Source organism: Fictibacillus solisalsi (assembly GCF_900103485.1).
Lineage (GTDB): Bacteria > Bacillota > Bacilli > Bacillales > Fictibacillaceae > Fictibacillus_C > Fictibacillus_C solisalsi.
Window position 1 is genome coordinate 48,809 of record NZ_FNHW01000003.1, and the last position, 26,434, is coordinate 75,242.

Here is a 26,434-nt window from a genome sequence, read left to right on the forward strand (position 1 = left end):
TTTAACGGCAAACAACAGTTCTTTGGTTTTGGTGACGAAGGAATAAGTTTTTTATCAATATGGGGGAGGAATAAAAATGTTTTTTCATCCAATGGATTTTCTGATCATTATCGCGTTTGCCATTTCATTATGGGCTCAATTTAAGGTAAAAGGAAATTTCAAAAAGTGGTCGGAGGTCAGTGCCTATTCCGGAAGAACCGGGGCAGAGGTGGCACGGTCCATACTTGATCAAAATGGGCTGTCACATATACCGGTAGAGCCTGTGCCAGGGACGCTGAGCGATCATTATGATCCTGTTTCAAAAGTGGTACGTTTATCCGAACCGGTTTATTACGGTGCCTCGATTGCCTCCGTTTCAGTGGCTGCCCATGAAGTGGGGCATGCGGTTCAGCATAAGCAATCTTATGGAGCCCTTGTTTTCCGCCATCGTATGTTTCCGCTTGTTAACCTCACTTCAGGTGTTGCACCGTTTTTATTGATGGGTGGACTCTTGCTTCAGCAATTCCAACTAATTGGAGTGGGTATTGTATTGTTTTCGTTTGCGGTTCTTTTTCAGCTCGTGACCCTTCCGGTGGAGTTTAATGCGAGCTCGCGTGCAAAACGCTATCTGCTGACTGAAGGATTTATCCGCAATGATGAGGAACGCGGTGTAAATAAGGTGTTGAATGCTGCTGCCCTGACCTACGTGGCTGCCGCCCTCATTTCGTTATTGGAACTGCTGAAATTCGTGATGATCTTTTTTCAGGGCCAGCGCGAAGAATAAGAATGGCTTTGAAGTTGCTCCCTATTCAGGGGGCTTTTTTATATTAATTAAAGATAAGTAGTTTAAAGGATTTCCGAGTGTGGGATACATAACTGAACCACGTGCGTATCAAAAGGTAAAGCAGTAACCAACTATTTCTATAGGAGGTTTTATTATTGGCTAAAAACCAGGTATACACCAAATCCTATCACCCTTATCACAGTCTTAATGACCCTTGTCCGGATCCCGGCGAAAAGCACTATTCAACTCCTCCCCATCTTTACATGGGATTCCAGCCGGAAAAACTCCCGCAGTTCACACCAAAAGAAGCTTTACAAAAAGGCACCTTATGGCCCGCGTTGTATGATCCGTATGAAAAAAATCAAAAACTGAAGGGGTGAAGAGTGATGCCAAAGACATTACCTAAGGAATATTATTCGATGCTTGAAGAGATACAGGCCGTTGATTTTGCAATCACCGAGCTCAATTTATATTTGGACACCCACCCTGAGGACCAGGAGGCGTTTAAACAGCTGACAGAGCTTTCAGAAGAGAAGCAGAGGCTGTTGAAGCCTTTTGAGCAAAAATTCGGGTCCATCCGGCCGGATGGAATTGATGACCATTGGACATGGAGCAAAGGGCCTTGGCCATGGCAGGTTTAAAAATGAAGGGGGAGATCCGTAATGTGGGTTTATGAAAAGAAACTGCAGTATCCGGTAAAAGTCAGCACCTGCAATCCTCAGCTTGCCAAATTTTTGGTGGAACAATACGGAGGAGCAGACGGGGAGCTGGCAGCAGCGCTTCGTTATTTGAACCAGAGGTACACCATCCCCGATAAAGTGGTTGGCCTGCTGAATGATATCGGCACCGAAGAATTTGCCCACCTCGAAATGATTGCGGCAATGGTTTATAAACTGACAAAAGATGCAACGCCTGAACAGCTGAAGCAGGCAGGATTAGCTGATCATTATGTGAATCACGGAGAAGCCCTGTTCTACTCCAATGCTGCTGAAGTGCCGTTCACCGCAACGTATATCCAGGCAAAAGGAGATCCCATTGCGGACCTTTATGAAGATATTGCTGCTGAAGAAAAAGCAAGAGCCACCTATCAGTGGATCATTGATATGTCTGATGATGTGGATTTAAACGACTCCCTTCGCTTCTTGAGGGAAAGGGAAATTGTGCATTCCCTGCGATTCCGCGAAGCGGTGGAGATCTTAAAAGAAGAGCGGGACCGAAAGAAGGTATTTTAACCAAACGAAAAAGATGTTTCTCTTACGAGAGAAACATCTTTTTTAAACCTGCAGTTTTCCTGCACAGGACAAGGTTCCCCGTGCTTTTGCTCATTAACGGTAAAACTTGGATTAATAGATCCCGCCGTAACCGATACCGCCTGCGCCAAATCCAGCCCCATAACCACCGAATCCGAAGCCGCCCCAACAAGCGCAACCGACGATAACCAAAAGAATAAACAACACGACGAGCAAGGCGAAAATTCCGCCGCCACCAAAAAATCCCATAGTTTACACCTCCTCAAACTTAGAATATGATGGCTTGGCTTTATTGGTTTAGGCAAGACATGAAATGTGCCGATGCCATGGTGGTGATGGTTCTGAGTGTTGGAGGAATGGGTTTTTATCGTAAAGACCACAAGGAGGCCAGAGCATGAAAGAACCTTTTATTCCGGTAACATCAATCGCAAGCGGTATTGGCCAGGAGGTCATGCCTGATCTGTACTATTTTCCCGTACAGATTGTTAACGTAATATTTGCAGGAACCCATGATGAATGGGTGTTGATTGATGCCGTTATGCCAAACTCAGCGGATAAAATTATAGATGAAGCCGAGAAACGGTTTGGAGAGGGAACACGGCCCAGAGCCATCATTCTTACGCATGGTCATTTTGATCATACCGGGTCGTTAAAGGAACTACTGGAAAGATGGAAGGTGCCAGTCTGTGCCCACATCCTTGAATTGCCTTATTTAACGGGGGAAACAGATTATCCAGAGCCTGACTCGTCTGTAGGAGGAGGCCTTGTTTCAGGCATGTCTCCCATGTTTCCGACTGAAGCACTGCATTTGGAAAATCAGGTATCCCCTTTGCCTGAAGAGGGAACGGTTCCCTTTATGAACGGATGGCGATGGATCCATACGCCTGGCCATACACCCGGGCATGTATCCTTCTTTAGGGAAAATGATGCCTCGCTGATTGCCGGGGATGCGTTTGTTACCGTTCAGCAGGAATCTCTGTACAAGGTGATGACTCAAAAGCAGGAGATTAGCGGGCCACCCAAATATTTAACAACAGACTGGGAAGCGGCATATGAATCGGTCAAGAAACTGAATGATTTGAATCCCCAGCTTGCAGTAACCGGCCATGGACTTCCGATGTCGGGCCAGCTTCTCGGTACGAGCCTTGTGAAGCTGATTGACCGGTTCCATGATATAGCTGTTCCCGAGCATGGAAAATACGTTGACCGGGATGATTGAGAGCAGAAACCTTACGGATGGGTCAATCAACCATTTTGGTAACCACCCTTGTCTTTCATGAATAATCTGGCTATATACCACACAAGGAGGATCTACTTTGTACGAATACAACAGCAATATTCAGCCAGGCTATAACATGCCGATAGACAACAAAGCTATGCATCATCACCATCATCATCATCATGGCCACAAAGAAAATTGGATGAAGATGTGCAAGCAGTACGCAGGGGCCAACTGTGAAATTGAAATGTCAGATGGAAAGATATATCAAGGAAGAATCCACAGCCATGATAATGATAACATCTATCTTGTCATGCCGATGCAAAACAGGGATGAAGCGGCTGAACGTTTCTTTCCGGGATTTGGTTTTGGATTTGGCTTTCCGTTTTTCGCAGGCCCGTTTTTGCCAGGTTTCGGTCTGTTCGGTTTTCCATTCTGGGGATTCAGAGGGTTTAGACGTTTTTGGTGGTAATCAGTAGATAGATTGTCGGATAAAAGAGAGCCACAGACCATGTTGTCTGTGGCTCTCCTTTTTTTTATCGATCAGACATGAATGCCTCAATCTCGTCTGTGGTGCGGATGATATCCGCGGACAGGTTCTCATATCCATCTTCTGTGACTAGAATGTCATCTTCTATACGTATACCAATCGCTTCTTCTGCGATATAAAGTCCAGGTTCAATGGTGAGCACCATCCCCGGCTCAAGCACCCGGTCTTTGTAGGACCCAACATCATGGGTATCAAGCCCAAGAAAATGGCTTACGCCGTGATAATAGTAATTGGAGATTTCAGATGCTTCTTGTATTAATCCGATCTTCATGCATTCTTCGGCAAGAATGGCTTTTGTACGTTCGTTTAATTCTGCGAATTTCAAGCCGGGTTTAATAAGAGAGGTGGTTTCCCTTAAAGCTTTCAGCACAATGTTGTAAATTTGCTTTTGCCGCTCAGTGAATTTTCCATCAGCCGGGAAAGTGAAGCTGATATCGGCGTTATAGTAGTCTTTTTGTGCACCAAGGTCAAGCAAGATCAAGCTGTTCTTTTCAATGTGTGAATCATTGTTTTCGTAGTGCAGTACGGTCGCATTTTTTCCGCTTGCCAAAATTGTATGGAAAGCAAAGTCCTTTACTCCCGACGTTTTGAGGACAAAATTAAAGTGTGCCTCCAGCTCATTTTCCAGCATGCCTGACCCCGCGTGCTTCATTACATTGTAGATGCCGTCTTTTGTAATTTGAATTGCTTCTTTGATTTTTTCAATTTCCTCCGCTGTTTTGAATACCCGCAATTCTGTAATAATAGGATACGCATTGCGAATCGCAACATGCGGGTAATTCTCCTGAAGATGCTTGGCAAAGAGGGAGGCTTTAGACGGCCAGCCTTTAAACTCCCGTTGCTCCAAATCGAGAAATATAGTTTGTACCTGCTCGGTGAACAAGGTACGTCCTATCGAAGATTCGAAGGATTCAAGGTATTGCACATGTCCTATTCCTGAAACGGCTTTCGCTTCTTCTTGTGAAATGGTAACGCCAACCCATTTTTCCATTACCGGATCCGGCTTTTCAATAAAAAGTGTCTCTTCGATTGTTCCGGATGTCTTCTTGATCACAAGAATGACGTTCTGCTCGTTAATGCCGGTGTTGTAATAGAAATTCCGGTTCGGGGTAAATGGATAGCGCTCGTCTGCTGATTTATAGGGAGCTTCACCGGCAAACAAAATAGCAGCGGTTTCATCTGGAAGCTGTTCGGCAAGCTTTTTTCGGTTCTCCGCATAAAATGATGGTTTCATAGAATCCTCCTTCTTTTTGTAAAACTGACTGATTAGTTTATTTAATTGTATTTTTTTTGCAATTTTTCGTCAATGCGTTTACCAAAAATTTTTCCGGGCAGGGTGATCCGTTCGTTTACTAAACGTTTGACAGCCGTTCATATCCTGGTGTATCTCGCTTCTGGTACGGCCGCGATATTTGGGAGCTGATTGAGAGCAGTGGCAGTCATGTATTTAAAAGTATTTGGATTCGTATAATTGCTGGTGAGGATTCTTGGATTGTTTACCTCCCAGTTTGCCGGCATTCACGTTATGGCAGCGGACTTCACCGTTTCCCAATGAAAAAGACAGGATCCAAACAAGATCCTGTCTTTTCTATAGGACATTTTTCGCGTAGGCTTCAAGCTTCAGGTAGCTTTCTTCTTCCTGTGGAAATTCTTCTTCCAAGTAGAATTCCGCCTTTTCCGGCTGGCTGAAGTCAAAATCAAGCGTTCCTGTGAAAACATACGTTGCATTTCCTCTGAGAAGAACCGAGTAGCCCCCTTGCTCGAGCGGGTTGACTTTGCAGCGAACCATTCCGCCATTGTTCAATACGGTGACTTCCTTTTCCGGATGATTAATGCCAAGCAGGCAGGTAATGAGGCTTGAAGCGGACATAGCTGTTCCGCAAGAATTGGTGATCCCTACTCCGCGTTCATAGGTTTGGACGAAAATCTTTGAGTCGCCAAGATCTTTTACAAAGCTTACGTTTACGCCTTTTGGAAACACATCTTTAATCTCGTTGGCTTTTTTTCCAATTTTCGCCACCTGGTTTTCACGTATTTCATTTACCAGCGTAATAATATGGGGATTGGGCATACTGACAGCTGTAAACGATAAGTCGGGTGAAAGTTTTGGTATAACGGTGTTCTGGAGCGTGTTTTCGCTATGGATAACCGGCAGAGTGGAAACATCAAAGGAAACAGGTCCGATCAGTACTTCATAGGTTTGGATGTCTTCATAAATGCTGTCAGTCTTTTGTACATTCAGGTTGGCTTTTTGCGTTTCAACCACAGCGTTATCTGTTCCAAGAAGCTCGGTAATGTATCTTCCTGCAATGCGCAGGCCGTTTCCGCACATTTCCGGTTCCGTGCCATCTGAGTTGAAAATCCGCATTCGCGCGTCCGCTTTATCGCTTTTTTGGATAAAAAGAATGCCGTCTGCGCCGATGGAGTGGCAGCGGTCACATAGCGTTCTGGTCAGGGAAGTCCGCTGTTCGTCATTTAATCCATAGTCGTTGCTGTATTCATCAATTAAAATAAAATCGTTATATGATCCATGTGTTTTCAGAATATCGATCTTCAATGGTTGTCGTCCTTTCGTTTCACTGTGTTTATTAGTATCATACCAGTAATCATGGGAAAATGTTAATATCAAACCATTTCGAAAGTGCATTTATTTCGTGTCGTGAACATGGCATGTTATATAATAGGAGTAAGAGTAAAAAAGGGAGGTTATTTTAATGAAAGAAGTGCAAACGTTAGAAGAATTCAATGAGATTATTTCTGCAGATAAAGAAACAATCATGATCTTTACAGCAGGATGGTGCCCTGACTGCAGGCGCTTGGAAGTATTTCTTCCTGAAATTCTTGAAGAACATACGGATAAAGCATGGTATGAGATTGACCGGGACAAATTTCCTGAGCTGGCAGAGAAGTATGAAGTGATGGGAATTCCAAGCCTGTTATTGTTCAAAGGCGGAGAAAAGCTGGCTCATTTGCACAGTGCAAACGCAAAAACACCAGAGGATGTTCGGGCGTATTTGGATAGTCTGCCCGTATAATTTCCTCCATCAAGCTGCGGTGCAGCTGGAGGTTTGGCTGCTTAACGCAGCCTTTTTTTTTGCCTATAACATGGATAAAATGAATAAAGAAATCACCATAATAACGAATTGCCATGAAGGGACATGTTATGGATATCAGACAGTTAAAGTATTTTGTAGAGGTCGGAAAACAGAAAAGTTTTACTAAAGCCGCACAAACCCTGTTCCTTTCCCAGCCTTCTTTAAGCAAAATGGTAAAATCACTTGAAGACGAACTGGAGGTCCAGTTGGTCGACCGCTCCGGGAGAACGATTGAATTAACGGATGCCGGACAGGCGGTATACCTTCACGCCCAGCAGATTCTTCATTCAATGAATGATTTGTCCTCCTCGTTGTATGATGTAATGAATTTGAAAAAGGGCCAGGTGTCTATCGGCCTGCCTCCGGTCATAGGTACGTTGTTTTTTCCGAAGATCCTTGGCGACTTTCATAAAAATTATCCGGAAATCGCCATCAGGCTCGATGAACACGGTGCAAAAAAAGTGGAAGAGGAAGTGATAGCCGGCCAGCTGGAGCTGGGGGTATCCGTTTTGCCTGTGGATGTAGAACAATTTGATGTGGTACCTTTTATGAAAGATGTAATGGCTCTTGTGGTAAGCAGCCAGCATCCCCTTGCCGGCAGAAAGCAAATTGAATTAAAGGAACTGCGTGATGAAAGCTTCATTTTCTTTACTGAAGAGTTTGCTCTATATGGCAGAATGCTGGGCGTATGCCGGCAAGCGGGATTTGAACCGACGATTGCCTATAAAAGCTCACAGTGGGATTTCATTACTGGCCTGGTTGGTGAAAATCTGGGTGTTTCTTTTTTGCCGGTTTCCATGTTTAACAAAGCAAACGATCCAAAAATTCAAATGGTTACGATTCAGGATGTGGATATTCCATGGCACCTTGGAATCATTATGAAAAAGCAAAAATACAGAACATACGCCGTGAAAAAATTTATCCAGCATCTACTGCACTATTAAACCTATAACCTGAAGGCATGAGTGATATTAACTTTATGTATTTTACGAATGAAACGGACGAGAGTACAGTAAAGGTATTCCATTCGCAAAAACAAATTGGAGGTATTTACTCATGGAACAAGACAACAGATATCAAAAAGGAATCAATAAGTTGATGGAGTATACCACAACAAAGAACGACGATGTGTCTACGCATTTGAAAATCATGGATGAATTGAAAGATCTTGCACCGGAAGTCGGACAATATATCATCGAATTTGCTTATGGGGAAATATATACGCGTGAGGGATTGGATAATAAGCAAAGAGCGCTTGTCACCATTTCCTCTCTCGTTACCCAAGGAACAGAGCCGCAGCTGGAGCTTCATATCAATACAGGACTTACAGCGGGGCTGCCCCCCCAAGAAATTGTAGAATCCTTTATCCAGCTCATTCCTTATACTGGTTTTCCCCGCATTTTAAATGCACTTGCCGTGGCCAAAAAAGTGTTTAGACAGCGTAAAATAGGTGTGGAAAAAAACAATATTCATTAACTAGAAAAGCACCCCAGGGAAACTGCCTGGGGTTTATTTGATGTATCCTTAAGCCGCTCTGCTTTTCGTTTGGATTAATCTTATGCTAGATTAGGTAACATAAATGATGTATGCAAAAGGAAAGGGGTTGAGCTGAATGAATGAAACGATAAAAAGTATTCTTTCTCACCGGTCGATCCGGCGGTTTAAAGACGAACCAATTGGGCAGGACACAGTGGAAACACTGATTCGATGCGCTCAGGCTGCATCCACTTCAAGCTACCAGCAGGTCTATTCCATCATCGGCATTGAAGAACAGAGCATCAAGGACAAGCTGGCAGAGCTGGCGGGCAGCCAAACCTATGTGGCCCAAAATGGTTATTTCTTTGTTTTTTGCCTGGATTATCACCGCCATCAATTGATGGCACAAATTGCGGGGCAAAATGTTGACGATACGATTAAATCCAAAGAGGGTTTTATGGTTGGAATGATCGACGTGGCGCTTGCGGCACAGAATGTAGCGGTAGCAGCTGAATCTCTTGGATTGGGCATCGTTTATATCGGCGGCATCCGCAATAAGTTACCGGAGGTTTCAGAGCTCCTCCGCTGCCCTGACCATGTGGTACCTTTATTCGGAATGGCTGTCGGCCATCCCGATGCTTCTCCAGGATTGAAGCCGCGGTTGCCTCAGGCGGCAGTTTTCCACAAAAACCAGTATGTTGAAGATGAAAAAGCGCTTCCGATCCTAAAAGAATTCGAACTTCAAACCGCCGAGTATTACAGGGAACGCACGGGCGGGGCTCGAGATGAAGGCTGGGCCACACAAATGGCCAGAGTGATGAGCCAGCCAAAACGAACGTACATGAAGGAATTTATTGAATCCAAGGGTTTGGATAAGCAATAAACGCAGTTGAATTGACGAGTTTGGGATTTGATATTTGTAACGGGCGAAAAAGAACGGTATACTTACATTATGCAAGTAATTAAATATTATTTTCCTTCGGGGTCGGGTGAAATTCCCAACCGGCGGTGATGAGGTATAATCCTCTTAGTCCGTGACCCGGACGCTTTTTTTGCGGACGGTGGATCTGGTGAAATTCCAGAGCCGACAGTATAGTCTGGATGGGAGAAGGAATGACGAAATGCCTTTTGGGATGCTTTTTACAAGTACACCAAGGCTTATTTCGACATACTGTTTATTGATATGATGAGTATTTTCAGAATGCAATAGATAGAAACCCCTGGGAGTTTAATGACTTTCAGGGGTTTTTTTTCATTCCTTGAATAAAAGAAGTGCAGCAGGAGGTGAATCGATGTTTACTGGAATCGTTGAAGAATTAGGTACAATCGAAGGAATTAAAAAAGGCAACGAGACCATTGTGTTAACCATTTCCGCTTCAAAAATTCTTGAAGATGTCCACCTTGGAGACAGCATTTCCGTTAACGGTGTTTGTTTAACGGTGACCACCTTTTCAGAGAAAAGCTTTACCGTTGATATTATGCCTGAAACCTATCGGAGCACAGGACTGAAACTCTTATCGTTTGGATCAAAAGTAAATCTTGAACGGGCTATGTCATCCGGAGGGCGGTTTGGAGGACATTTTGTCAGCGGCCATATCGATGGTACCGGCGAAATTGTTCAAAAACGTCCCGAAAAGAATGCTATTTATTATGATATAAAGGTTCCAAAAAGACTGTCCAACTATCTGTTGCTGAAAGGATCAGTGGCGGTGGATGGAACAAGCCTGACCATTTTTGGTTTGACGGATGATACGTTTACGGTCTCATTGATCCCTCATACCGTTTCCTATACTGTATTAGGTGATAAAACCAAGGGAGATTCGGTGAATGTGGAGTGCGACATGCTTGGAAAGTATGTTGAAAAATTTATCACAGGCAAAAAAGAAGAAAAACAAAAATCAGCCATAACACTGGAATACTTAGCAGAGCATGGGTTTTAAAGCAGAGGAGGGATGATCGATGTTTCACAGTATAGAAGAAGCGATTGAGGATTTGATTAACGGTAAACCCGTCATTGTGGTGGATGATGAAGACAGAGAAAATGAAGGAGACTTTGTCGCCATCGCTGAAAAAGTAACACCATCAACGGTTAACTTTATGGCAACTCACGGAAGAGGACTGATTTGCGCACCGATTGACGAAAATCTTGCAGCTAAGCTGGAGCTGACACCGATGGTCACAAATAACACGGATCCCCATGGGACGGCCTTTACAATCAGCATTGACCATGAAAGCACAACAACGGGAATTTCGGCTGCTGAACGGGCCATCACCATTCAAAAAATGGTTGAAGAAGGTGCGAAGGGAACTGACTTCAAGCGTCCCGGCCATGTCTTTCCCTTGATCGCCAAAAAAGGAGGCGTTCTGAGGAGAGCAGGACATACGGAAGCTGCCGTTGATCTTGCTCTGTTGGCAGGCGCAAAACCAGCAGGAATGATTTGTGAAATCATGAATGCAGATGGAACCATGGCAAGGGTGCCAGAGCTGCAAAAATTGGCACTAGAGCATGATCTGAAATTCATTACCATTAAAGATCTTATTCAATATAGAAACCGGAAAGAAAAAATGGTTAAAAAAGAAGTCGAAATTAAATTGCCGACGGATTTCGGAGATTTTACCGCCATTGGCTTTTCCAATCTTATTGATGATAAAGAGCATGTAGCGCTGATCAAAGGAACGATCGATCCCGAACAGCCGGTACTTGTAAGAGTGCATTCAGAATGCCTGACCGGTGATGTTTTCGGTTCTCATCGCTGTGATTGCGGCCCGCAGCTTCATGCGGCACTTCAGCAGATTGAAGAGGCTGGTTCAGGTGTACTGCTCTATATGAGGCAGGAGGGGCGTGGAATTGGCCTGCTGAATAAGATGCGCGCCTACAAGCTTCAGGAAGAAGGCTTGGACACGGTGGAAGCCAATGAAAAGCTCGGCTTCGCGCCTGACCTTCGTAACTATGGCATCGGCGCACAAATCTTGAAAGAACTCGGCATTAAGAAAATGCGACTTTTAACTAACAATCCCCGCAAAATTACCGGGCTTAAAGGTTACGATCTTGAAGTGGTTGAACGGGTGCCCATTCAGATGCCGGCAAATAAAGACAATGAAAACTATTTAAAAACAAAGAAGATGAAACTGGGGCACTTGCTGCAGTTCTAAACAGAGGAGGATACACAAAAATGGGAAACATTTTTGAAGGAAACTTAATCGGAACAGGACTAAAAGTAGGGGTCGTAGTAGGCCGTTTCAATGAATTTATTACAAACAAGCTGCTTGGAGGCGCACAGGACGCACTGAAACGCCATGGAGTGGAAGAAGAGAATGTGGACGTGGCGTGGGTGCCAGGTGCTTTTGAAATTCCTTTGATCGCCAAAAAAATGGCCGATTCCGGAAAGTACGACGCAGTAATTACACTTGGAACGGTTATTCGCGGGTCAACTCCTCACTTTGATTATGTGTGCAACGAAGCGGCAAAAGGTGTTTCAGCGGCTTCACTTCAGTCAGGGATCCCGGTTATATTTGGTGTTTTGACCACTGATTCGATCGAGCAGGCAATCGAGCGCGCAGGAACGAAGGCTGGTAATAAGGGTTGGGAAGCGGCTGCTTCTGCCATCGAGATGGCCAACTTAAATCGCCAATTTAATTTTTAATAAAAGGAAGTCCGTCTCTGGCGGGCTTTTTATTTTTTATAAATTGTTAGAAAATATACAATATTCCATATTGACACTTTAATTATAATAGTGGTACTATTACTGAGGTCAAAAGAATTCCAATTTATTGAAAGGGTGGTTGTGTCATGAAAAAGACTATGATTCATTTACTTTGTTTAACAAAAAGCTCTTTTTTAATTTCATATGGTGACCGGCCATTCCGTAATGACGCATAATCTTTAGACACGGCCGCGCTTTTTCCTTTGTGACGTGACGTGTCTCTATTTTTAGCATATCGCCTCCCTGAGGCGGTATGCTTTTTTGATTTTGGGGTTCTATTTACCATTCATATAAAGGAGCGATGCAGGATGAGATTACTAACAATGGTGAGATTAAAATGGCAGCTTCATTTGGGAACGGGGTAGCTTTCGGATGATGGTTTTTAGGAGGAGAGGAGTGAAACGATGTTTTCTGTTTTAAGCAAATTGGCATGGTTCTTTAAAGAGCACTGGAAACGCTATACGATCGCGGTCGTTTTATTAATTGTGGTTGGCATTCTGGAGGTTATTCCTCCAAAAATCGTCGGAAATGCAATTGATGCCATTAACCTGGGCAAATTGACAAAAGAAACACTGATCCAGACGATTTTAGTATATACCTGTTTATTAACTATTACTTATATATTAACGTATTTCATGATGTATCAGTTGTTTGGCGGGGCTTTTGTTGTGGAACGGATCCTCCGTTCCAAATTCATGAGGCATCTTTTAAAAATGACTCCTTCGTTTTATGAAAAAAATAAGACCGGAGACCTTATGGCCCGGGCAACCAACGATTTAAAGGCCATTTCAGTTACCGCAGGGTTCGGAATCCTCACCCTGGTAGACTCGAGTGCATTTATGCTGGTTATTTTGTTTACCATGGGGTTGTTTATCAGCTGGAAACTGACACTCGCCGCTGTCATTCCCCTCCCGCTCATGGCCATTGCCATGAATCGGTACGGAAAGAAGGTCCATGAACGGTTTTTGAAGGCACAGGATGCCTTTGGAGACATGAATGATCAAGTGCTTGAGAGCATTTCGGGAGTGAGGGTAATCCGTGCTTACGTAAAAGAGCAGGAAGATATGGCCCGCTTTCAAACTCTCACGGATGATGTCTTTGGAAAAAATATTGCTGTTGCCAAGGTGGATGCGTTGTTTGAACCAACCATCAAAGTGCTGGTTGGAATCAGCTATTTGATTGGATTGGGATATGGTGCATATCTTGTTTTTCACAACACACTCACTCTGGGACAGCTTGTTTCTTTCAACGTCTATCTTGGAATGCTGATATGGCCGATGTTTGCCGTTGGCGAATTAATCAATGTCATGCAGCGGGGAAATGCCTCTTTAGACCGGGTAAACGAAACACTTGCCTATGAACCGGATGTAAATAGCCATCCCCACCCGATAAAGCTGGACCGGCCGGGAACCATTGAATTCCGTAATGTATCGTTTCGGTATCCGTCATCTGAAAGGGATAACTTAAGAGGAATTCATGTAAGCGTTAAAACCGGTCAGACGCTTGGTATTGTTGGAAGAACAGGAAGCGGGAAAACAACGCTGCTCAAACAGCTTCTTCGTGAGTATCCGTTAGGAGAGGGGACCATCAGCATCTCGGAAATCAATCTGGCACAGCTTGCCATAGAGGAAATTCAGGGGTGGGTCGGCTATGTTCCGCAAGAAGCTACCCTTTTTTCAAAAACAATACGAGAGAATGTCCTGTTTGGGAATAGCCAGGGAACGGATAAGGAGCTTCAGCATGCTCTTAAAATGGCAGCTTTTGATCAGGATGTGAAGTATTTGCCGCAGGGACTCAATACGCTGGTAGGGGAAAAAGGCGTCGCTTTGTCCGGTGGGCAAAAACAGCGGGTTTCCATTGCCAGGGCCTTGCTCATCGATCCCGAGATCCTGCTGCTGGATGATGCCCTTTCAGCGGTTGATGCAAAGACAGAAGCTGCCATCATCTCTAACATAAGAAGAGAGAGAGCAGGCAAAACAACTTTGATTACAACCCATCGGTTATCAGCAGTGGAACACGCCGATTGGATCATCGTAATGGACGATGGGGAGATCGCCGAAGAGGGAACACATAACGAGCTTCTGGAGCACGGCGGCTGGTACAGTGATCAGTATGAACGGCAAAAGGTCGAAGAACGTCACGATGAAAGGGCGGTGTAAATAAGTGAAGCCTGGAAAACGATTATTCCAATACGCTCTGATTTATAAAAAAAGCTTTATAATTGGGCTTCTTCTGCTGGCTCTCGCGGTATCTGCAGAGCTTACCGGTCCTTTTATAGCAAAACGAATGATAGATGTACACATTTTGGGGATAGAAAAGCCATGGTTTGAAACCGGGACCGGTTCAAAAAACACGGTAGCTTTTCAAGGAAAGTTCTATAAAAGGGAAGACCGGCTGCTGCCGGGTGAACGCAAGGGAACGCAAGTCAGGATCACCCAGATCGGAAGAAGTTATTATTTCATTCCGCGACCTGCCAATATTGAAGGCGAGAAGAAGTACAATAACCATAAAATTACCGTTTCAAATAAAAGTGTTATAAAAGAATACCCGGCAGTACCGATGAAAAACAAGGATCTTTTTAAATTCTACAAGCCTGAGATTGGGGGACTCGTCAAACTGACCGGTTTTTATTTTGTTCTGCTATTGTTCGCGAGTATTTTTCAGTATGGCCAGCATTATATGCTGCAAAGCTCATCCAACCTTGTGATCAAAAAACTGCGTCAGGATGTTTTCTCCCAAATCCAGCGGGTCCCGATTACGTATTTTGACAATCAGCCTGCAGGAAAAATAGTATCCCGGGTAACGAATGATACGGAAGCGATCAAAGAATTATTTGTAAATGTGCTGTCGAATTTTTTTACAGGAATCATCTATATGGCGGGGATTTTCACAGCTCTCTTTATCCTTGATGCCCGCCTGGCCATGATCACCATGGTTTTGGTTCCTATTCTCCTTGTATGGATCAAGATGTACAGAAAAGTTGCCTCCAAGTATAACCATATTATTCGTTCGACGTTGAGTGATATAAACGGTATGGTTAATGAGTCCATTCAAGGCATGCCGATCATTCAGGCGTTCAAAAGGCAAAAAGAGACGGTTAAGGAATTTGAAGAGATGAACAAAACGTATTATTCCTACCAGAACAAGCTGCTAAGCTTAAATGGCCTAACGTCCCATAATCTTGTAAGTGTTCTTAGGAACCTGGCGTTCGTTGCTCTGATCTGGTATTTCGGGGGAGCTTCTTTAAAAGCGGATGCCCTGATTTCCGTTGGTGTCCTGTATGCTTTTGTCGACTATTTAAATCGGTTGTTCCAGCCCATTACCGGGATGGTGAATCAGTTGGCACAGCTTGAACAGGCACTCGTGTCGGCAGAGCGTGTGTTTGTCCTGCTCGACGAGCCTGGAATGAATGTGGTAGTGAGAAAGGCGCCCCGCTATAAAGGGGATGTTTCATTCAAGGATGTTTCATTTGCTTACAATGAGGAAGAAAATGTGCTGAACGATATTTCCTTTGAAGCAAAGCATGGAGAAACCGTAGCGCTTGTCGGTCATACCGGATCTGGAAAAAGTTCAATCATGAACCTGCTCTTCCGTTTTTATGATATCAAGCAAGGAAAGATATTAATTGATAACAAAGATATCATGACGATGCCAAAACAGGTTGTGCGTGAGCATATGGGTATTGTACTGCAGGACCCGTTTTTATTCAGCGGCACGATTGCTTCCAACATTAGTCTTGATGATCCTTCCATCACAAGGGAAAAGGTAGAAAAAGCGCTAACGGATGTAGGGGCCATGCCATTTGTACAAAACCTTCCCGGCGGTCTTGATGAACCGGTCATTGAAAAGGGGAGCACCCTTTCTGCCGGCCAGCGCCAGCTTCTGTCTTTTGCCAGAGCACTCGCCTATAATCCTGCCATATTAATTTTGGATGAAGCAACAGCCAGTATTGATACTGAAACAGAAGCCATTATTCAAAATGCGCTTGAAGTGCTCAAGCAAGGGAGAACGACCTTTATTATTGCCCACCGTTTGTCCACGATCAAAAACGCAGATCAGATTCTGGTTCTCGACCGCGGCAGAATTATGGAGCGGGGAACGCATCAGTCTCTGATGGAAACGCGCGGACGTTATTATCAGATGTATCAAATACAGCAGGGGCAGCAGACAAGTAAAGCAGTATAATACAAAGGGGAGCCAACGAGGGCTCCCCTTTTATTATATCTATTGTGCTGTTTTTTGTTCAGATGCTGCTTTTTCTGATCCCATGATCTTTACTTCATGTTCCTGGACGGACATTTCATCATGTGCAGTCGAAGCCGATGAACCTCCCAAGGCTGTGGACATACCGCCGATCACGATTTTCTTTTTCCAATCAGGATGCATGCATACCCTCCTATTTAATGTGAAGAAAATCAGTTTTGAAAGCAATACCCGTTGTTAGAATATTTTAAACTATTTTACAACTTATATGACTAAAAAGCAAAAAAAGAACCCTTTGCGGGTCCTTTTACGATTTCATGATGGCATACTGCCCTCTGCTTGTTTTAAAGGTTATGATGCTTTGGTCTACATTGATTTCCTCAATGCCATCCAGCGGCACCTCGTACAAAACAGAAGGAAGCTCTGTTTTTTCGCCGTCTTCGGAGCTGTAGGCCGTGCCATGAAGGAACATGACATTGTCTGCAATGTAGTCATCAACGGAATCCCGCTGTTCAAAGGTGGCCTTTTCCAGCTGAATGTTGATTTGATCCAAATCTTCATTTTCTTCTTTTCGAATGGTAATCTGATTTCCTGCCCAGTCGTTTATTGTATTTTTAATATCAATGATTTTCAATTCACTCATTTGGGTCACCTCTCTAACAATGTACCCCTATTGCACAAGAATAAACCATTTGGACAGCACGATGACGGAAAATACGCAGACTATAGCAGTCTTACTTTTCAGGCTGGATTTTCTGGATAACACCTTTGCCCCATGGCGCGACTTTTACTGCTACGGAGTATTCCTGTCCCGGTTCTTCAAACTTCTTTCCTGTATTTTCTTCGACATAAAAACGTTCAAGACCATATTCCAAATGAAGCATTCCAACCATAGAGGGGGTAGCCTTTGCTTTTAAATAGACCTGGCTGCCTGAAACGTCAGGAGAGCGATTTGTTAACTTTTCAATGTGGTACTTCCCGTTTTCCGGGGCAAGAACGACATATACGGGGGTTGGTTCTTTAATGGGCTCTCCTTTCCAAAGGGAATCGGGAGCATCACTGATTTCGTAATTTAAGGACACATAATCCCCGGAGAATACATCCGTCGGGTCCACGGGCTTTGTTTTCAGCTGGATCTCCTTGCCAAAATAATCAACCCCATAATAACTTCCTGCTATTCCAAACAGAACGAGGACCTGAAGAATGATCAAACTAATCCACCATTTATTTTTTTTCATGCTGGGTCCTCCTTTCCGCTAACACATCTTTTTTCTTTTTCTGCAAAAAGAAGTACAGAGCAAACAAAAGGATTCCACCAATCAGGAAGAACAGGGATTTTGGCATAAACGCCCACGCCAAATTCATGTAAGCAATAAAGGTGACGAGCAAAAACAAAATGATGCCCCAATTGATCTGATAGCGCTGTTCTGTCCGGTATCCTTCGGACAGCAGCAATCCGGAAAACACGAAGGCAACAATTAAATACAGGATTCCAACTGCCAGATTTCCGATGAAGATGGACAGATAAAACCAGGGGGAAAATAAAATGCCGCTTTTTATGAGTGCTGGCAAGGTGCCTTTTTTCATTCTCGAAAAAATGAGGAAAGCGGCTAAGAGAATAAAAATAAGTAAAAATGAAAGCGGCTCGGGATAATCAAAGGGATCTGAGGAAGAATTCGTTAATGTAAAGTACAGCACCAGATTTATCACAAAAGCTGCAGCTGAAGCAAAAAACTTAAGGGAAGATCCAAGACCTTGCTCAAGCCATTCTGACAGGCTGTATACACCTAGAAGAATAACGATCAGCCATAGCCAGTTTTCATCAAGAGTTCCTGCCAGGAAACCGAGATTCAAAATAAACCCGGCGGAGAAGAAGCGGATGTACAAACGGTTCTTTTCGTTCAGGACGAACCAGCCCAATCCAAGTCCGAACAAAATCAGGAGTACATAGCTGTAACTGGAGAACTCGGTCAGGGTATAAATTTGCCCTCCGGTTAAGATGGCAAAGGTAAGAAAAAATAACAGCCTTCCCCTAAGGAAGTTCAGATAAATCAAGGCAGGCACGGACCAGATAATAAAGGTGCGTGCGTCGTAAGAAACAAAGTGGTACGTTTGGCCAAGCAGGATTAAAGAAGCACCAAAGGTGGCTAAACCCAGGCCAATAAACGATTGTCCCAGAGCTTCCTTATCTTTTTGCAGAAATGCATGACCCAAGCCATAACAGATACCTAAAACCGCGATCAGCAATATCAGCCTGAAAGGAGGAGTAATGCCGCTCCAATTGGCTGCAATAAAGGACAAGATTCCGAGACCGATTAAAACACTTGCGAAGATGGGTATAAGGCCGATGCCCCTTTGTGAATGATTATCCTTATATTTTGCCACTATCAGACGATATTGCTCTTCGCTAATAATGTTTTCAGCTACCCACTTTTTTCCCTCTTTCTCTAACCATTGATCATTCAATGTTTCACCCCGTTTCTTTTTAATGGAAAAAAATACATGTTAAAATATGACGCAGTTGTCGTTTGAAGTTATACTGATTTTTCCTTTCCACTTTAACAGAGTAGGACGGAAATTTCAGTACTTCACAAGATGATATGCCAATTGATTTTAGAGAATGCAGCTAGGAAAGGAAAAGCAAAAAAAACTCCACATAATTTGGAAAATGGGGCAGTGTATATCCTTATTTTATTGAAGCACAATAGATTTAAGGAGGTGATATCAATGGCAAACAACAATAGCTCAAACCAACTAGTAGTTGCTGGTGCTCAACAAGCTCTTGATCAAATGAAGTACGAAATCGCTTCTGAATTTGGTGTTCAACTAGGTGCTGATACAACGGCTCGCGCTAACGGATCTGTAGGTGGAGAAATCACTAAACGTCTTGTAGCAATGGCTCAACAACAAATCAGCGGTTCAGCTCGATAACTCTATAATCATGGCTGTAAGGGGTGGAGCGATCCGCCCCTTTTTAATTAACTGCATTTGGAAAGAGGAATGTTTATGAGCATGTGTCCGGTCTGCAATCAATTACATACGGTCGTTTTCCATTGCCCGGACTGCGGCAATGCGGGCGAGGACCAGGGAAAGCTGAGCGATTATTTTGATGACTATAGTCCATATGTGGATTCCGATGGTCTGAAGCTCGAAAATGGATATCCGGCAGATTTTAAGGAGTCCGAGTGCCCACATGTTTATTATTGCAAAATTTGCCGGCAGGAAATGGTCATTTTTATATCTGAGTGGACATAAAAAAATCACCAGCCCGTTTTGAGCTGGTGATTTATTTAATAATACGAAGTCGCCGTTCGAGACGTTCACGGCTCCATTCAAGCAGGGTGGATAAACCCCAATATATAAGTGCGGCTTCCAAAAGAATCGGCAGAACAATCAAGCTGGATGCACTGCGCTGATCGGCAATAGAAGTAAGTTCAGGTACAGTAATGACAGATGCTAGTGACGAAGACTTGGCAACGTCTATCAGTGAGTTCCAGATGGACGGGATGGCAATGCGCCATGCCTGAGGCAGGATAACCTCCCTAAACGTCTGATAGTAGTTCATGCCAAGTGAATAGGATGCCTCCCATTGGCCGTTAGGTATGGATTGAATCGCTCCGCGGTAGGACTCCGCAATATAAGCGCTGAAATGAAGGATTAATCCGACAAGTGCTGCCTGCCATCCTTCAGGAGTGATCGCAAACGTAAATCCGTTATACCATATCAATAATTGAATAAGAAGGGGAGTTCCCCTGAAAAAGGAAATATAGATTCTTGCAATACGGGAAAGGACGCTGTTGCTCGACATTCTGCATAACGCGATGACCAGCCCAAAAATTAATGAGCCGATAATGGACCCCAGGCTAAGGAGAACGGTGATTTTGGCTCCCTCCAGTAAAAACGGGAGGGAGTCCACCATGTACTGGAGAGAACTACTCACTTACGTCTGCTCCGAAGTACTTTTTGGAAAGTTTGGAAAGCGTACCGTCCTTCTTCATGTCAGCAAGAGCCTTATCCACTTTTTTCGCTAAGTCTTTATTATCTTTCTTGAAGGCAAAGGCCATTTTATTTTCATTGAACGGTTTGCCCACTGCTTTTACATTGTATTTTGTGTTTTTCAGTTCTGTTAAAACGAACAGTTCATCATTCAGAGCCGCATCCACACGGTTAACGTCAAGATCGGACAGTACTTGTGCAATGCCTTTGTAATACTTAATCTTTGCTCCGGCCTTTTCAGCTTCAACGGAATAGTTGCTTCCTTGAGTGGTTCCGACCACCTTGCCTTTAAGGTCTTTGATTCCTTTAATGTCCTTGTTACTTTTATTTACAATAACTTTCCCGCCAGAAATGGTGTAGGGAGTAGAGAAGGCATATTGTTTCTTGCGCTCAGGCGTTATCGTCACCTGGTTGGCTACCATATCAAAACGGCTGCCAAGTGAAGTGAACATGTTCTTCCATTCTGTCGGTACGATTTTCGGCTTCATATCAAGGCGTTTCGCAACTTCTTTTGCTACCTCTACATCATAGCCGGTTACTTCGTTTGTTTTCTTGTCACGATAGGAGAAGGGAGGGTATGTAGCTTCCGTTCCGATCGTCAGTTCTTTTTTCTTTGCTCCGTTGCCGCCGTTATTATTGCCGCAAGCGGACAAAATTCCTGCAAGCATGACGGAAACCATGAGGATGGCCCATAGTTTTTTCATGTGTGTGTACCTCCATAATATATCCATAAATGGATGATTTTTTTCGTTAAATCCGATAAAACTCATCAGAATTCCTTAGTCATTTAACCAGTAAATGAAGGAATTGTCAATGATAAAACATTATTCCCTAATCCACCTTGTTTTTCACATGATTTGCCCAAAAAAATAAAAAATTCTCCATCAAGGAGAAGGCAAGCCTTCTTCCTGATGGAGATTCGGATATCCTTGCTGTTTTTTAGCTTAGTGAATACGTAGCTCTGAGTCGTTGTCAAAGAAATGCGATTTGTTCATATCAAGAGCAAGGTCAATATTTTGGCCGTTTCGTACATCGGTACGAGAGTCTACACGAGCGATGAAGTCTTGGCCCGCAATTGTAGAGTAGAGGAAGGTTTCAGCTCCCATAAGTTCTGCTACGTCAATACGGGCGTTGATTTTCGTATTGGCAGAAGACTCAAGGAAGACAGGCTCATCATGAATATCTTCCGGACGAATGCCGAGTGTTACTTCTTTATTAAGGTAGCCCTGATCACGAAGTGTCTTCATTTTGCCTCCAGGGATAGCAACACGCACATCACTGTTAACCACAAAGAAACCGTCCTCTACTTTTCCTCTGATGAAGTTCATCGCCGGGCTTCCAATAAATCCGCCGACAAACATGTTTTCAGGTGTATCGTATACTTCCTTAGGTGAACCAACCTGCTGGATGTGTCCGTCTTTCATAACAACGATTCGTGTAGCCATCGTCATGGCTTCTGTCTGGTCATGCGTTACATAGATGGTTGTTGTTTGCAGGCGCTGGTGAAGCTTGGTGATCTCTGCACGCATCTGTACACGAAGTTTTGCATCAAGGTTGGATAATGGTTCGTCCATCAAGAAAACCTGTGCGTCACGAACGATTGCACGTCCGAGTGCCACCCTTTGACGCTGGCCACCAGAAAGTGCTTTAGGTTTACGGTCAAGGTATTGTTCAAGGCCGAGAATACGAGCCGCTTCTTTTACACGTTTTTCAATTTCTTCTTTGCTGAATTTACGGAGCTTTAAGCCGAACGCCATATTGTCATATACATTCATATGCGGGTAAAGGGCATAGTTCTGGAAAACCATTGCAATGTCACGGTCTTTTGGTGCCACATCGTTTACTACGCGGTCTCCAATGACAAGATCTCCCTCTGAAATATCTTCAAGGCCGGCAATCATGCGAAGGGTTGTGGATTTACCACAGCCGGACGGGCCGACAAATACAATAAATTCTTTGTCCTTAATATCAAGGTTAAAGTCATGTACTGCGGTTACTTTGTTGTCGTAGCGTTTTACGATTTTTTGAAGTTTAATTCCTGCCATTGTATTGCCTCCTTGGTTTTTGCAAAAGAACGACCTTTGCTGAATGCCTTAATTGTAGCGAATGTAAGGGCTTTCGTATATTGGAGGCATGTCCGAAATTTTCAGTCAGTTTTTTGTGCACAGTGCACAAAACGGTCTAGCTTACCGTTGTTTCACGGCTGATCAGCGCATGGTAAACAGCGACCGCCTGTTTAAACTGTTTCACATCTATTCCTGTTTTTTCAATGAACTTGTCTACACGGTACTGCAGGCTGTTTCGGTGAATGTACAATTTTTTGGCTGCCATGGACAGGTTCATATTGCATTCGAGGAAAATTTTAATGCTGTGAATCAAATCACGGTCTTTGAATAATTCATCGGGAATGAGATTGGAAATGAATCGGCTGGAAAACTTGTCCAGATGAATATGAAGCAGATAGGGAATCAAATCCTCCCGGCAATAGACTTCCTGTGGAGGAAGATAGGGGCGGATGGAGGAAAACATTTCACGTTCGATTCTGAACTGTTCAGCTCCCTCTGCATAGCTATCCATCCACATGCCGATAAACAAATCGAGATCGGTATAAAAGTCAGCTGTGAGAACCGACTTTACCTGATCATACGGCAACTCTTCCGTTTCATTGGTTGTGGGCTCGATTAGCACACCGTGATGACCGGACATAAAAAGCAAGGTCACTTCATCGGGAAAAATGCCGGAAACCGCTTCGAGAAAGGCATCCTGGTCAATGAGATCGTCTTTTAAGAAAAAATGTATAAACCGGTAGCGGACTTGCGGGTGCTCACCCAAAAGGCCGCCTGAAATAACGTTTTTCCAAAAAATTTGCTGCTCTGAAAGACGAGTATCCGTTCCTGCCTCTGTAAACAACGAATGCAGCAATTCCAATTCGCTCGAAGTAACTGCTGTTTTGGCGATGCCGAACGTTACGCCTGCCTGATCTGCAAACCAGTAATACTGTTCCGGACGGTCGGCGGTGTGTAAGGAAAAATGGTTGCCATAATGCTGTTGAAGTTTTGATAGCATGCCAGAAACTCCTTTTCATGTTCTCACCCTAGTATACCAGTGCAAACAGTGTTCTAACAAAAAGAAGGGAAAAGGACAAGCTTTATTGGACATGCATCGTCTGTTTGGAAAGAAACGCTTGTTCAGCAAGGAGAATTCCATACTCCAGAGGAAGTCTTCGTGTTAAATAATCTTCTTTTCGGAACAAGGAATGAGAAAGAAGCATTCTGCCCGGCCTTGAATTTGCTTCGATTAGCCAGATACGCCCCTGCTTGTCGATCCCCAGGTCAAAGCCGATTTCTCCTATCAGTCCGTCTGTTTTCGCATCAATTTTTTTGCTGATTATAAGAGCTGCCTGCTTCAGTTTCTTGAGCAATAGAGATGGCATGCCGGCCAGTTTCAGCGCATCTTCTGCCCGTCTTGCTTCGCCTCCATAGGACAGGTGGGTGGTTAGCGCCTGGGATCCGGCAATCTTTGCGGCCATTGCACTGATCATCCACTGCCCAAGACGGTTTTTATTGGAATGGACTCTGAAATCGACAGGTGACTGTCCGATGGTGATCAAGTCAATTCCCTGCTGTACAAGTACATTGTTATTTTGAGAAACAAGTTTTCGCGAATGAAGGAGATCAGATAAGCAGTCAAAATTCATGGATTGAAGTTGTGGGCCATCCTGGAATTTGCATAGGTAATTCTTGTTTCCCACCTTGCTGACTATGGTAATGCCACGGCCAAAACTGCCGTCTGCGGGCTTGAAGAAAACGGCAGGATAAGTGGTCAACATCCGCTCGATTCCATAGACATCTGCATTGATGAGGGTCTCGGGCAGAAAATGCTCTGTTTCACCTACACCGGACAACATCTGAAAAATTTCCTGTTTGTTGAAAAAGGAGGGATTGAACACGGGAATTTTCCACTCGTTTTGAAAAAGGTGAAGCGCTTTTTGACAGGAGGAACTGTTTTCCGTTTTCCGCGTTGGAATCTGGTTGTAGATCACAGACGGAAGCGGCACGCTGTGCACAGTCCACCGGCTTCCATCGTGAAAGTATCCATAGACGGTACGGTTTTGTAAATCGATCTGCTTTGGGCCAAACAGAAAATAGTAGGAACCGACAGACATGGCAGCAGAAAGCAGCTTAGCAAAAAAGGGGGAACGCTCGCCGGCAGGACGTGAAGGTAAGAAACCGACATGAGAGGAAAAAATACCCGCCAAAGGGCCGATTTCGAGTGAAGAGCCGTGAATATGTATATGAACCCTTGAAGCAAATGGAATCTGCAGGGCAGTCCAAAGGGGGGAAGAAAGACGGAGCTCATCTCTGGTATGTGCGATTGCGGTGCATGTCACCGTGCTTGAACCGAAGGACAGAAATACCGGCTTTCCCGTATCTAAAGGCAGCCATTCAGGGATGAAGAGTACATTCTTTTCAGTCTGTTCGGAATAAAGAGGAAGAATCGTCATTTCTTTCGCTCCTTGTTTACCATTTTAAAATGGTATTCTCGTTTGATTAGGCCGATGCCCATATCGTATACTATGAAAGCAGCACGAAAATAGTGTTTAAACTAGGAGATTAATAATGGATACATGGATAAAAATAGTGTTTTTGATTGTGGTGGGAGCGATAATTGGGGGATTAACCAATCTGATTGCCATCCGGATGCTGTTCCGCCCTTATAAACCTTGGAAAATTGGAAAGTATCAAGTACCCTTTACCCCCGGGCTGATTCCCAAGCGGAGACATGAGTTGGCCATAAAGATGGGGGAAACGGTCAAGAACCATCTCTTAACAGCTGAAGGCATTCAAAGCAAGGTAACGGATCCTGTTTTTATTGAGGAAATTACTTCGCTTGTAAAAGCAGAAGCAAGAGGTTTTCTTGAAAGTGACCTTACGCTTCAGCGGTTTTTGGCGGAACAGTTGAATGTTTCGAATGCGGAGGCTGTCATTTCTGAAAAAGCAACATCCTTTGTTCAGGACAAGCTGAATGCCATTCTGGATGAGGTAAAGGAGCAGACATTCAGCGAACTCCTTCCTTCAAACATGAGGGAAACGGTCGACGGAAATATCGGGGGAGCTGCTCAATTTATTGTTGATAAAGGTATCGCATTTCTCCGAAGTAAAGATGGCAAAGAGACCTTATCCAAGGGCATAGATGCTTTCTTGGCAGAAAGAGGCATGCTGTTAAACATGCTTTCGATGTTTTTTGGAAATGTAAAATTGGTAGATAAAATTCAGCCGGAAATGATCAAGCTGTTAAAACAGCCGCAAACGAAGGAAACCATTGAAAAGCTGATCCGGCAGGAGTGGCATGCAGCTCAGCAACTAAAGGCAGGGAAGCTTCAGGACATACTGAATGCCGAAGCCTGGATCGAACCAGGAGCTGCCCAAATTGTTTCGCAGCTTCCGATTGCCAATTTTTTGAATCAACCGCTCGATGGCATTTCGGATCAGTACAAGGAAGCCATTCTTGAACGTTTCATCCCAAGAATTGTGGATATATTTATGAAATCGGTAAACGAGCGTTTAGCCATGATTTTGGACAAATTGCAGATTGCAAAAATTGTAGAGGAACAAGTAGAAACGTTTTCGCTTGAACGGCTGGAGCAAATCATTATTGATGTGGCCAAAAAAGAACTTACCATGATCACCTGGCTGGGCGCATTGCTCGGAGGAATCATCGCCTTGTTCCAGGCTTTGATTTTGATGTTGCTCTAAGGTCTGTTATAGTGGTAGGGACATTTAGAGTATGAGGAGGAAATTCAATTATGTCTAATCTTTATGATTTAGCGTACGATCTTGAAAACGCCTTGCGCAACAGTGAGGATTTTCAAACCTTGAAGAAAAGCTATGCAGAGGTAAACGCGGATCCGGAAGCCAAAAAAATGTTTGACGAGTTCCGCACGATTCAAATGGGCCTTCAGCAAAAGCAAATGTCCGGCGAGCAGATTACACAGGAGGAAGTGGAAAAAGCACAGGCTTTATTCCAATCGGTGCAGCAAAACGAGGTCATCAGCACATTGATGAACACAGAACAGCGCATGAGCGTAACCATCTCTGATCTGAACAAAATCATTACAAAGCCGCTTGAAGAGCTTTACGGACCGATGGTCGACGAAAATCAGCAATAATTATCGTAT

The 26,434-nt window shown here is 43.9% G+C and carries 31 protein-coding genes and 1 riboswitch; of the genes, 19 read left to right on the forward strand and 12 right to left on the reverse strand.

Annotation, left to right across the window (positions count from 1 at the left end; all coding sequences use genetic code 11):
• The first annotated feature begins 76 nt into the window (after positions 1-76).
• The 4 genes from BLT53_RS19745 (at position 77) to BLT53_RS19760 (ending at position 1,995) form a co-directional block, all read left to right on the forward strand.
• On the forward strand, positions 77-763 hold the full coding sequence (locus tag BLT53_RS19745) for a zinc metallopeptidase (RefSeq protein ID WP_090237656.1): 687 nt from the start codon (positions 77-79) through the stop codon (positions 761-763).
• A gap of 155 nt (positions 764-918) precedes the next feature.
• Entirely contained in the window at positions 919-1,143 is a 225-nt protein-coding gene (locus BLT53_RS24795; RefSeq protein WP_139168441.1) for a spore coat associated protein CotJA, read from the forward strand.
• A gap of 6 nt (positions 1,144-1,149) precedes the next feature.
• The gene (locus BLT53_RS19755; protein WP_090237657.1) at positions 1,150-1,404 is read left to right on the forward strand and encodes a spore coat protein CotJB; all 255 of its coding nucleotides are present in this window, start codon (positions 1,150-1,152) and stop codon (positions 1,402-1,404) included.
• Positions 1,405-1,425: 21 nt separating this feature from the next.
• Complete coding sequence (locus BLT53_RS19760) at positions 1,426-1,995, forward strand: manganese catalase family protein (protein WP_090237659.1); 570 nt, start codon at positions 1,426-1,428, stop codon at positions 1,993-1,995.
• A gap of 111 nt (positions 1,996-2,106) precedes the next feature.
• On the opposite strand, the gene BLT53_RS19765 is transcribed toward BLT53_RS19760, so the two are convergent.
• Positions 2,107-2,262, reverse strand: a complete 156-nt coding sequence (locus BLT53_RS19765; protein WP_090237660.1) for a YjcZ family sporulation protein — start codon at positions 2,260-2,262, stop codon at positions 2,107-2,109.
• A gap of 145 nt (positions 2,263-2,407) precedes the next feature.
• Here BLT53_RS19765 and BLT53_RS19770 point away from each other — a divergent pair, with 145 nt between their 5' ends.
• Positions 2,408-3,232, forward strand: coding sequence for an MBL fold metallo-hydrolase (locus tag BLT53_RS19770; RefSeq protein WP_090237662.1), 825 nt, complete (start codon positions 2,408-2,410; stop codon positions 3,230-3,232).
• Between the two features lie 97 nt (positions 3,233-3,329).
• Positions 3,330-3,704: a hypothetical protein gene (locus BLT53_RS19775; RefSeq protein WP_090237663.1), complete on the forward strand. Its 375-nt coding sequence runs from the start codon at positions 3,330-3,332 to the stop codon at positions 3,702-3,704.
• Positions 3,705-3,768: 64 nt separating this feature from the next.
• Here the strand turns inward: BLT53_RS19775 and BLT53_RS19780 are convergent, their stop codons facing one another.
• A complete protein-coding gene (locus BLT53_RS19780) occupies positions 3,769-5,016 on the reverse strand; it encodes an aminopeptidase P family protein (protein WP_090237665.1) in 1,248 nt (415 codons plus the stop codon).
• A 354-nt stretch (positions 5,017-5,370) separates the two neighbouring features.
• Complete coding sequence (gene dapF / locus BLT53_RS19785) at positions 5,371-6,339, reverse strand: diaminopimelate epimerase (RefSeq protein WP_090237666.1); 969 nt, start codon at positions 6,337-6,339, stop codon at positions 5,371-5,373.
• Positions 6,340-6,496: 157 nt separating this feature from the next.
• Here dapF and BLT53_RS19790 point away from each other — a divergent pair, with 157 nt between their 5' ends.
• The 9 genes from BLT53_RS19790 to BLT53_RS19830 all read left to right on the forward strand — a co-directional run bounded on the left by BLT53_RS19790 (position 6,497) and on the right by BLT53_RS19830 (position 16,242).
• Positions 6,497-6,817 carry a thioredoxin family protein gene (locus tag BLT53_RS19790; protein WP_090237668.1) on the forward strand — a complete coding sequence of 107 codons (321 nt, stop codon included), beginning with the start codon at positions 6,497-6,499 and terminating at the stop codon, positions 6,815-6,817.
• 128 nt (positions 6,818-6,945) lie between these two features.
• On the forward strand, positions 6,946-7,821 hold the full coding sequence (locus tag BLT53_RS19795) for a LysR family transcriptional regulator (protein WP_090237670.1): 876 nt from the start codon (positions 6,946-6,948) through the stop codon (positions 7,819-7,821).
• 112 nt (positions 7,822-7,933) lie between these two features.
• Positions 7,934-8,353, forward strand: coding sequence for a carboxymuconolactone decarboxylase family protein (locus BLT53_RS19800; protein ID WP_090237671.1), 420 nt, complete (start codon positions 7,934-7,936; stop codon positions 8,351-8,353).
• A 136-nt stretch (positions 8,354-8,489) separates the two neighbouring features.
• Positions 8,490-9,236, forward strand: a complete 747-nt coding sequence (gene nfsA, locus BLT53_RS19805; RefSeq protein ID WP_090237672.1) for an oxygen-insensitive NADPH nitroreductase — start codon at positions 8,490-8,492, stop codon at positions 9,234-9,236.
• A gap of 88 nt (positions 9,237-9,324) precedes the next feature.
• Positions 9,325-9,470: riboswitch (FMN riboswitch) on the forward strand.
• 175 nt (positions 9,471-9,645) lie between these two features.
• Positions 9,646-10,293 (forward strand): riboflavin synthase, encoded by a 648-nt coding sequence (ribE, locus tag BLT53_RS19810; RefSeq protein ID WP_090237674.1) that lies wholly within the window; start codon positions 9,646-9,648, stop codon positions 10,291-10,293.
• A 19-nt stretch (positions 10,294-10,312) separates the two neighbouring features.
• The gene (locus tag BLT53_RS19815; RefSeq protein ID WP_090237675.1) at positions 10,313-11,506 is read left to right on the forward strand and encodes a bifunctional 3,4-dihydroxy-2-butanone-4-phosphate synthase/GTP cyclohydrolase II; all 1,194 of its coding nucleotides are present in this window, start codon (positions 10,313-10,315) and stop codon (positions 11,504-11,506) included.
• A 20-nt stretch (positions 11,507-11,526) separates the two neighbouring features.
• Complete coding sequence (ribH, locus tag BLT53_RS19820; protein ID WP_061967161.1) at positions 11,527-11,997, forward strand: 6,7-dimethyl-8-ribityllumazine synthase; 471 nt, start codon at positions 11,527-11,529, stop codon at positions 11,995-11,997.
• Positions 11,998-12,461: 464 nt separating this feature from the next.
• Entirely contained in the window at positions 12,462-14,216 is a 1,755-nt protein-coding gene (locus BLT53_RS19825) for an ABC transporter ATP-binding protein (RefSeq protein WP_090237677.1), read from the forward strand.
• 4 nt (positions 14,217-14,220) lie between these two features.
• The gene (locus tag BLT53_RS19830) at positions 14,221-16,242 is read left to right on the forward strand and encodes an ABC transporter ATP-binding protein (RefSeq protein WP_090237679.1); all 2,022 of its coding nucleotides are present in this window, start codon (positions 14,221-14,223) and stop codon (positions 16,240-16,242) included.
• Between the two features lie 39 nt (positions 16,243-16,281).
• On the opposite strand, the gene BLT53_RS25200 is transcribed toward BLT53_RS19830, so the two are convergent.
• The 4 genes from BLT53_RS25200 to BLT53_RS19845 form a co-directional block, all read right to left on the reverse strand.
• A complete protein-coding gene (locus BLT53_RS25200) occupies positions 16,282-16,443 on the reverse strand; it encodes a hypothetical protein (protein ID WP_170834442.1) in 162 nt (53 codons plus the stop codon).
• Positions 16,444-16,567: 124 nt separating this feature from the next.
• Entirely contained in the window at positions 16,568-16,903 is a 336-nt protein-coding gene (gene ymzB, locus BLT53_RS19835) for a protein YmzB (RefSeq protein WP_090237680.1), read from the reverse strand.
• 91 nt (positions 16,904-16,994) lie between these two features.
• On the reverse strand, positions 16,995-17,498 hold the full coding sequence (locus BLT53_RS19840; protein WP_090237682.1) for a GDYXXLXY domain-containing protein: 504 nt from the start codon (positions 17,496-17,498) through the stop codon (positions 16,995-16,997).
• Entirely contained in the window at positions 17,485-18,726 is a 1,242-nt protein-coding gene (locus BLT53_RS19845; RefSeq protein WP_170834443.1) for a DUF2157 domain-containing protein, read from the reverse strand. Before BLT53_RS19845 ends, BLT53_RS19840 begins: the two co-directional genes overlap by 14 nt.
• Before the next feature lie 261 nt (positions 18,727-18,987).
• On the opposite strand from BLT53_RS19845, the gene BLT53_RS19850 reads away from it, so the two are divergent.
• Both BLT53_RS19850 and BLT53_RS19855 read left to right on the forward strand, forming a co-directional pair.
• Entirely contained in the window at positions 18,988-19,191 is a 204-nt protein-coding gene (locus BLT53_RS19850) for an alpha/beta-type small acid-soluble spore protein (RefSeq protein WP_090237685.1), read from the forward strand.
• Between the two features lie 75 nt (positions 19,192-19,266).
• The gene (locus BLT53_RS19855; protein WP_090237686.1) at positions 19,267-19,515 is read left to right on the forward strand and encodes a hypothetical protein; all 249 of its coding nucleotides are present in this window, start codon (positions 19,267-19,269) and stop codon (positions 19,513-19,515) included.
• Between the two features lie 31 nt (positions 19,516-19,546).
• Here the strand turns inward: BLT53_RS19855 and BLT53_RS19860 are convergent, their stop codons facing one another.
• The 5 genes from BLT53_RS19860 to BLT53_RS19880 all read right to left on the reverse strand — a co-directional run bounded on the left by BLT53_RS19860 (position 19,547) and on the right by BLT53_RS19880 (position 24,760).
• Positions 19,547-20,200, reverse strand: a complete 654-nt coding sequence (locus BLT53_RS19860; RefSeq protein ID WP_205728262.1) for an amino acid ABC transporter permease — start codon at positions 20,198-20,200, stop codon at positions 19,547-19,549.
• Positions 20,193-20,960, reverse strand: coding sequence for a transporter substrate-binding domain-containing protein (locus tag BLT53_RS19865; RefSeq protein ID WP_090237688.1), 768 nt, complete (start codon positions 20,958-20,960; stop codon positions 20,193-20,195). Before BLT53_RS19865 ends, BLT53_RS19860 begins: the two co-directional genes overlap by 8 nt.
• Before the next feature lie 240 nt (positions 20,961-21,200).
• The gene (locus BLT53_RS19870) at positions 21,201-22,301 is read right to left on the reverse strand and encodes an ABC transporter ATP-binding protein (protein WP_090237689.1); all 1,101 of its coding nucleotides are present in this window, start codon (positions 22,299-22,301) and stop codon (positions 21,201-21,203) included.
• Between the two features lie 136 nt (positions 22,302-22,437).
• Positions 22,438-23,322, reverse strand: a complete 885-nt coding sequence (locus BLT53_RS19875) for a PucR family transcriptional regulator (protein WP_090237691.1) — start codon at positions 23,320-23,322, stop codon at positions 22,438-22,440.
• An 82-nt stretch (positions 23,323-23,404) separates the two neighbouring features.
• Complete coding sequence (locus tag BLT53_RS19880; protein ID WP_090237693.1) at positions 23,405-24,760, reverse strand: YheC/YheD family endospore coat-associated protein; 1,356 nt, start codon at positions 24,758-24,760, stop codon at positions 23,405-23,407.
• Positions 24,761-24,875: 115 nt separating this feature from the next.
• Here BLT53_RS19880 and BLT53_RS19885 point away from each other — a divergent pair, with 115 nt between their 5' ends.
• Positions 24,876-26,012 (forward strand): DUF445 domain-containing protein, encoded by a 1,137-nt coding sequence (locus tag BLT53_RS19885; protein WP_090237695.1) that lies wholly within the window; start codon positions 24,876-24,878, stop codon positions 26,010-26,012.
• A gap of 50 nt (positions 26,013-26,062) precedes the next feature.
• Positions 26,063-26,425, forward strand: coding sequence for a YlbF/YmcA family competence regulator (locus BLT53_RS19890; protein WP_425284722.1), 363 nt, complete (start codon positions 26,063-26,065; stop codon positions 26,423-26,425).
• Positions 26,426-26,434 lie beyond the last annotated feature (9 nt).

Excerpts from the sequence above, each read along its gene's own strand:
- ribH (WP_061967161.1), top strand. The coding sequence starts at position 11,527 with ATGGGAAACATTTTTGAAGGAAACTTAATCGGAACAGGACTAAAAGTA.
- ribE (WP_090237674.1), top strand. The coding sequence starts at position 9,646 with ATGTTTACTGGAATCGTTGAAGAATTAGGTACAATCGAAGGAATTAAA.
- BLT53_RS19760 (WP_090237659.1), top strand. The coding sequence starts at position 1,426 with ATGTGGGTTTATGAAAAGAAACTGCAGTATCCGGTAAAAGTCAGCACC.
- BLT53_RS19825 (WP_090237677.1), top strand. The coding sequence starts at position 12,462 with ATGTTTTCTGTTTTAAGCAAATTGGCATGGTTCTTTAAAGAGCACTGG.
- BLT53_RS25200 (WP_170834442.1), bottom strand. The coding sequence starts at position 16,443 with ATGCATCCTGATTGGAAAAAGAAAATCGTGATCGGCGGTATGTCCACA.
- BLT53_RS19770 (WP_090237662.1), top strand. The coding sequence starts at position 2,408 with ATGAAAGAACCTTTTATTCCGGTAACATCAATCGCAAGCGGTATTGGC.
- BLT53_RS19790 (WP_090237668.1), top strand. The coding sequence starts at position 6,497 with ATGAAAGAAGTGCAAACGTTAGAAGAATTCAATGAGATTATTTCTGCA.
- BLT53_RS19890 (WP_425284722.1), top strand. The coding sequence starts at position 26,063 with ATGTCTAATCTTTATGATTTAGCGTACGATCTTGAAAACGCCTTGCGC.
- BLT53_RS19870 (WP_090237689.1), bottom strand. The coding sequence starts at position 22,301 with ATGGCAGGAATTAAACTTCAAAAAATCGTAAAACGCTACGACAACAAA.
- BLT53_RS19840 (WP_090237682.1), bottom strand. The coding sequence starts at position 17,498 with ATGAAAAAAAATAAATGGTGGATTAGTTTGATCATTCTTCAGGTCCTC.
- BLT53_RS19875 (WP_090237691.1), bottom strand. The coding sequence starts at position 23,322 with ATGCTATCAAAACTTCAACAGCATTATGGCAACCATTTTTCCTTACAC.
- BLT53_RS19765 (WP_090237660.1), bottom strand. The coding sequence starts at position 2,262 with ATGGGATTTTTTGGTGGCGGCGGAATTTTCGCCTTGCTCGTCGTGTTG.
- BLT53_RS19855 (WP_090237686.1), top strand. The coding sequence starts at position 19,267 with ATGAGCATGTGTCCGGTCTGCAATCAATTACATACGGTCGTTTTCCAT.
- BLT53_RS19865 (WP_090237688.1), bottom strand. The coding sequence starts at position 20,960 with ATGAAAAAACTATGGGCCATCCTCATGGTTTCCGTCATGCTTGCAGGA.
- BLT53_RS19755 (WP_090237657.1), top strand. The coding sequence starts at position 1,150 with ATGCCAAAGACATTACCTAAGGAATATTATTCGATGCTTGAAGAGATA.
- BLT53_RS19850 (WP_090237685.1), top strand. The coding sequence starts at position 18,988 with ATGGCAAACAACAATAGCTCAAACCAACTAGTAGTTGCTGGTGCTCAA.
- nfsA (WP_090237672.1), top strand. The coding sequence starts at position 8,490 with ATGAATGAAACGATAAAAAGTATTCTTTCTCACCGGTCGATCCGGCGG.
- ymzB (WP_090237680.1), bottom strand. The coding sequence starts at position 16,903 with ATGAGTGAATTGAAAATCATTGATATTAAAAATACAATAAACGACTGG.
- BLT53_RS19815 (WP_090237675.1), top strand. The coding sequence starts at position 10,313 with ATGTTTCACAGTATAGAAGAAGCGATTGAGGATTTGATTAACGGTAAA.
- BLT53_RS19780 (WP_090237665.1), bottom strand. The coding sequence starts at position 5,016 with ATGAAACCATCATTTTATGCGGAGAACCGAAAAAAGCTTGCCGAACAG.
- BLT53_RS19880 (WP_090237693.1), bottom strand. The coding sequence starts at position 24,760 with ATGACGATTCTTCCTCTTTATTCCGAACAGACTGAAAAGAATGTACTC.
- BLT53_RS19800 (WP_090237671.1), top strand. The coding sequence starts at position 7,934 with ATGGAACAAGACAACAGATATCAAAAAGGAATCAATAAGTTGATGGAG.
- BLT53_RS19745 (WP_090237656.1), top strand. The coding sequence starts at position 77 with ATGTTTTTTCATCCAATGGATTTTCTGATCATTATCGCGTTTGCCATT.
- BLT53_RS19885 (WP_090237695.1), top strand. The coding sequence starts at position 24,876 with ATGGATACATGGATAAAAATAGTGTTTTTGATTGTGGTGGGAGCGATA.
- BLT53_RS19795 (WP_090237670.1), top strand. The coding sequence starts at position 6,946 with ATGGATATCAGACAGTTAAAGTATTTTGTAGAGGTCGGAAAACAGAAA.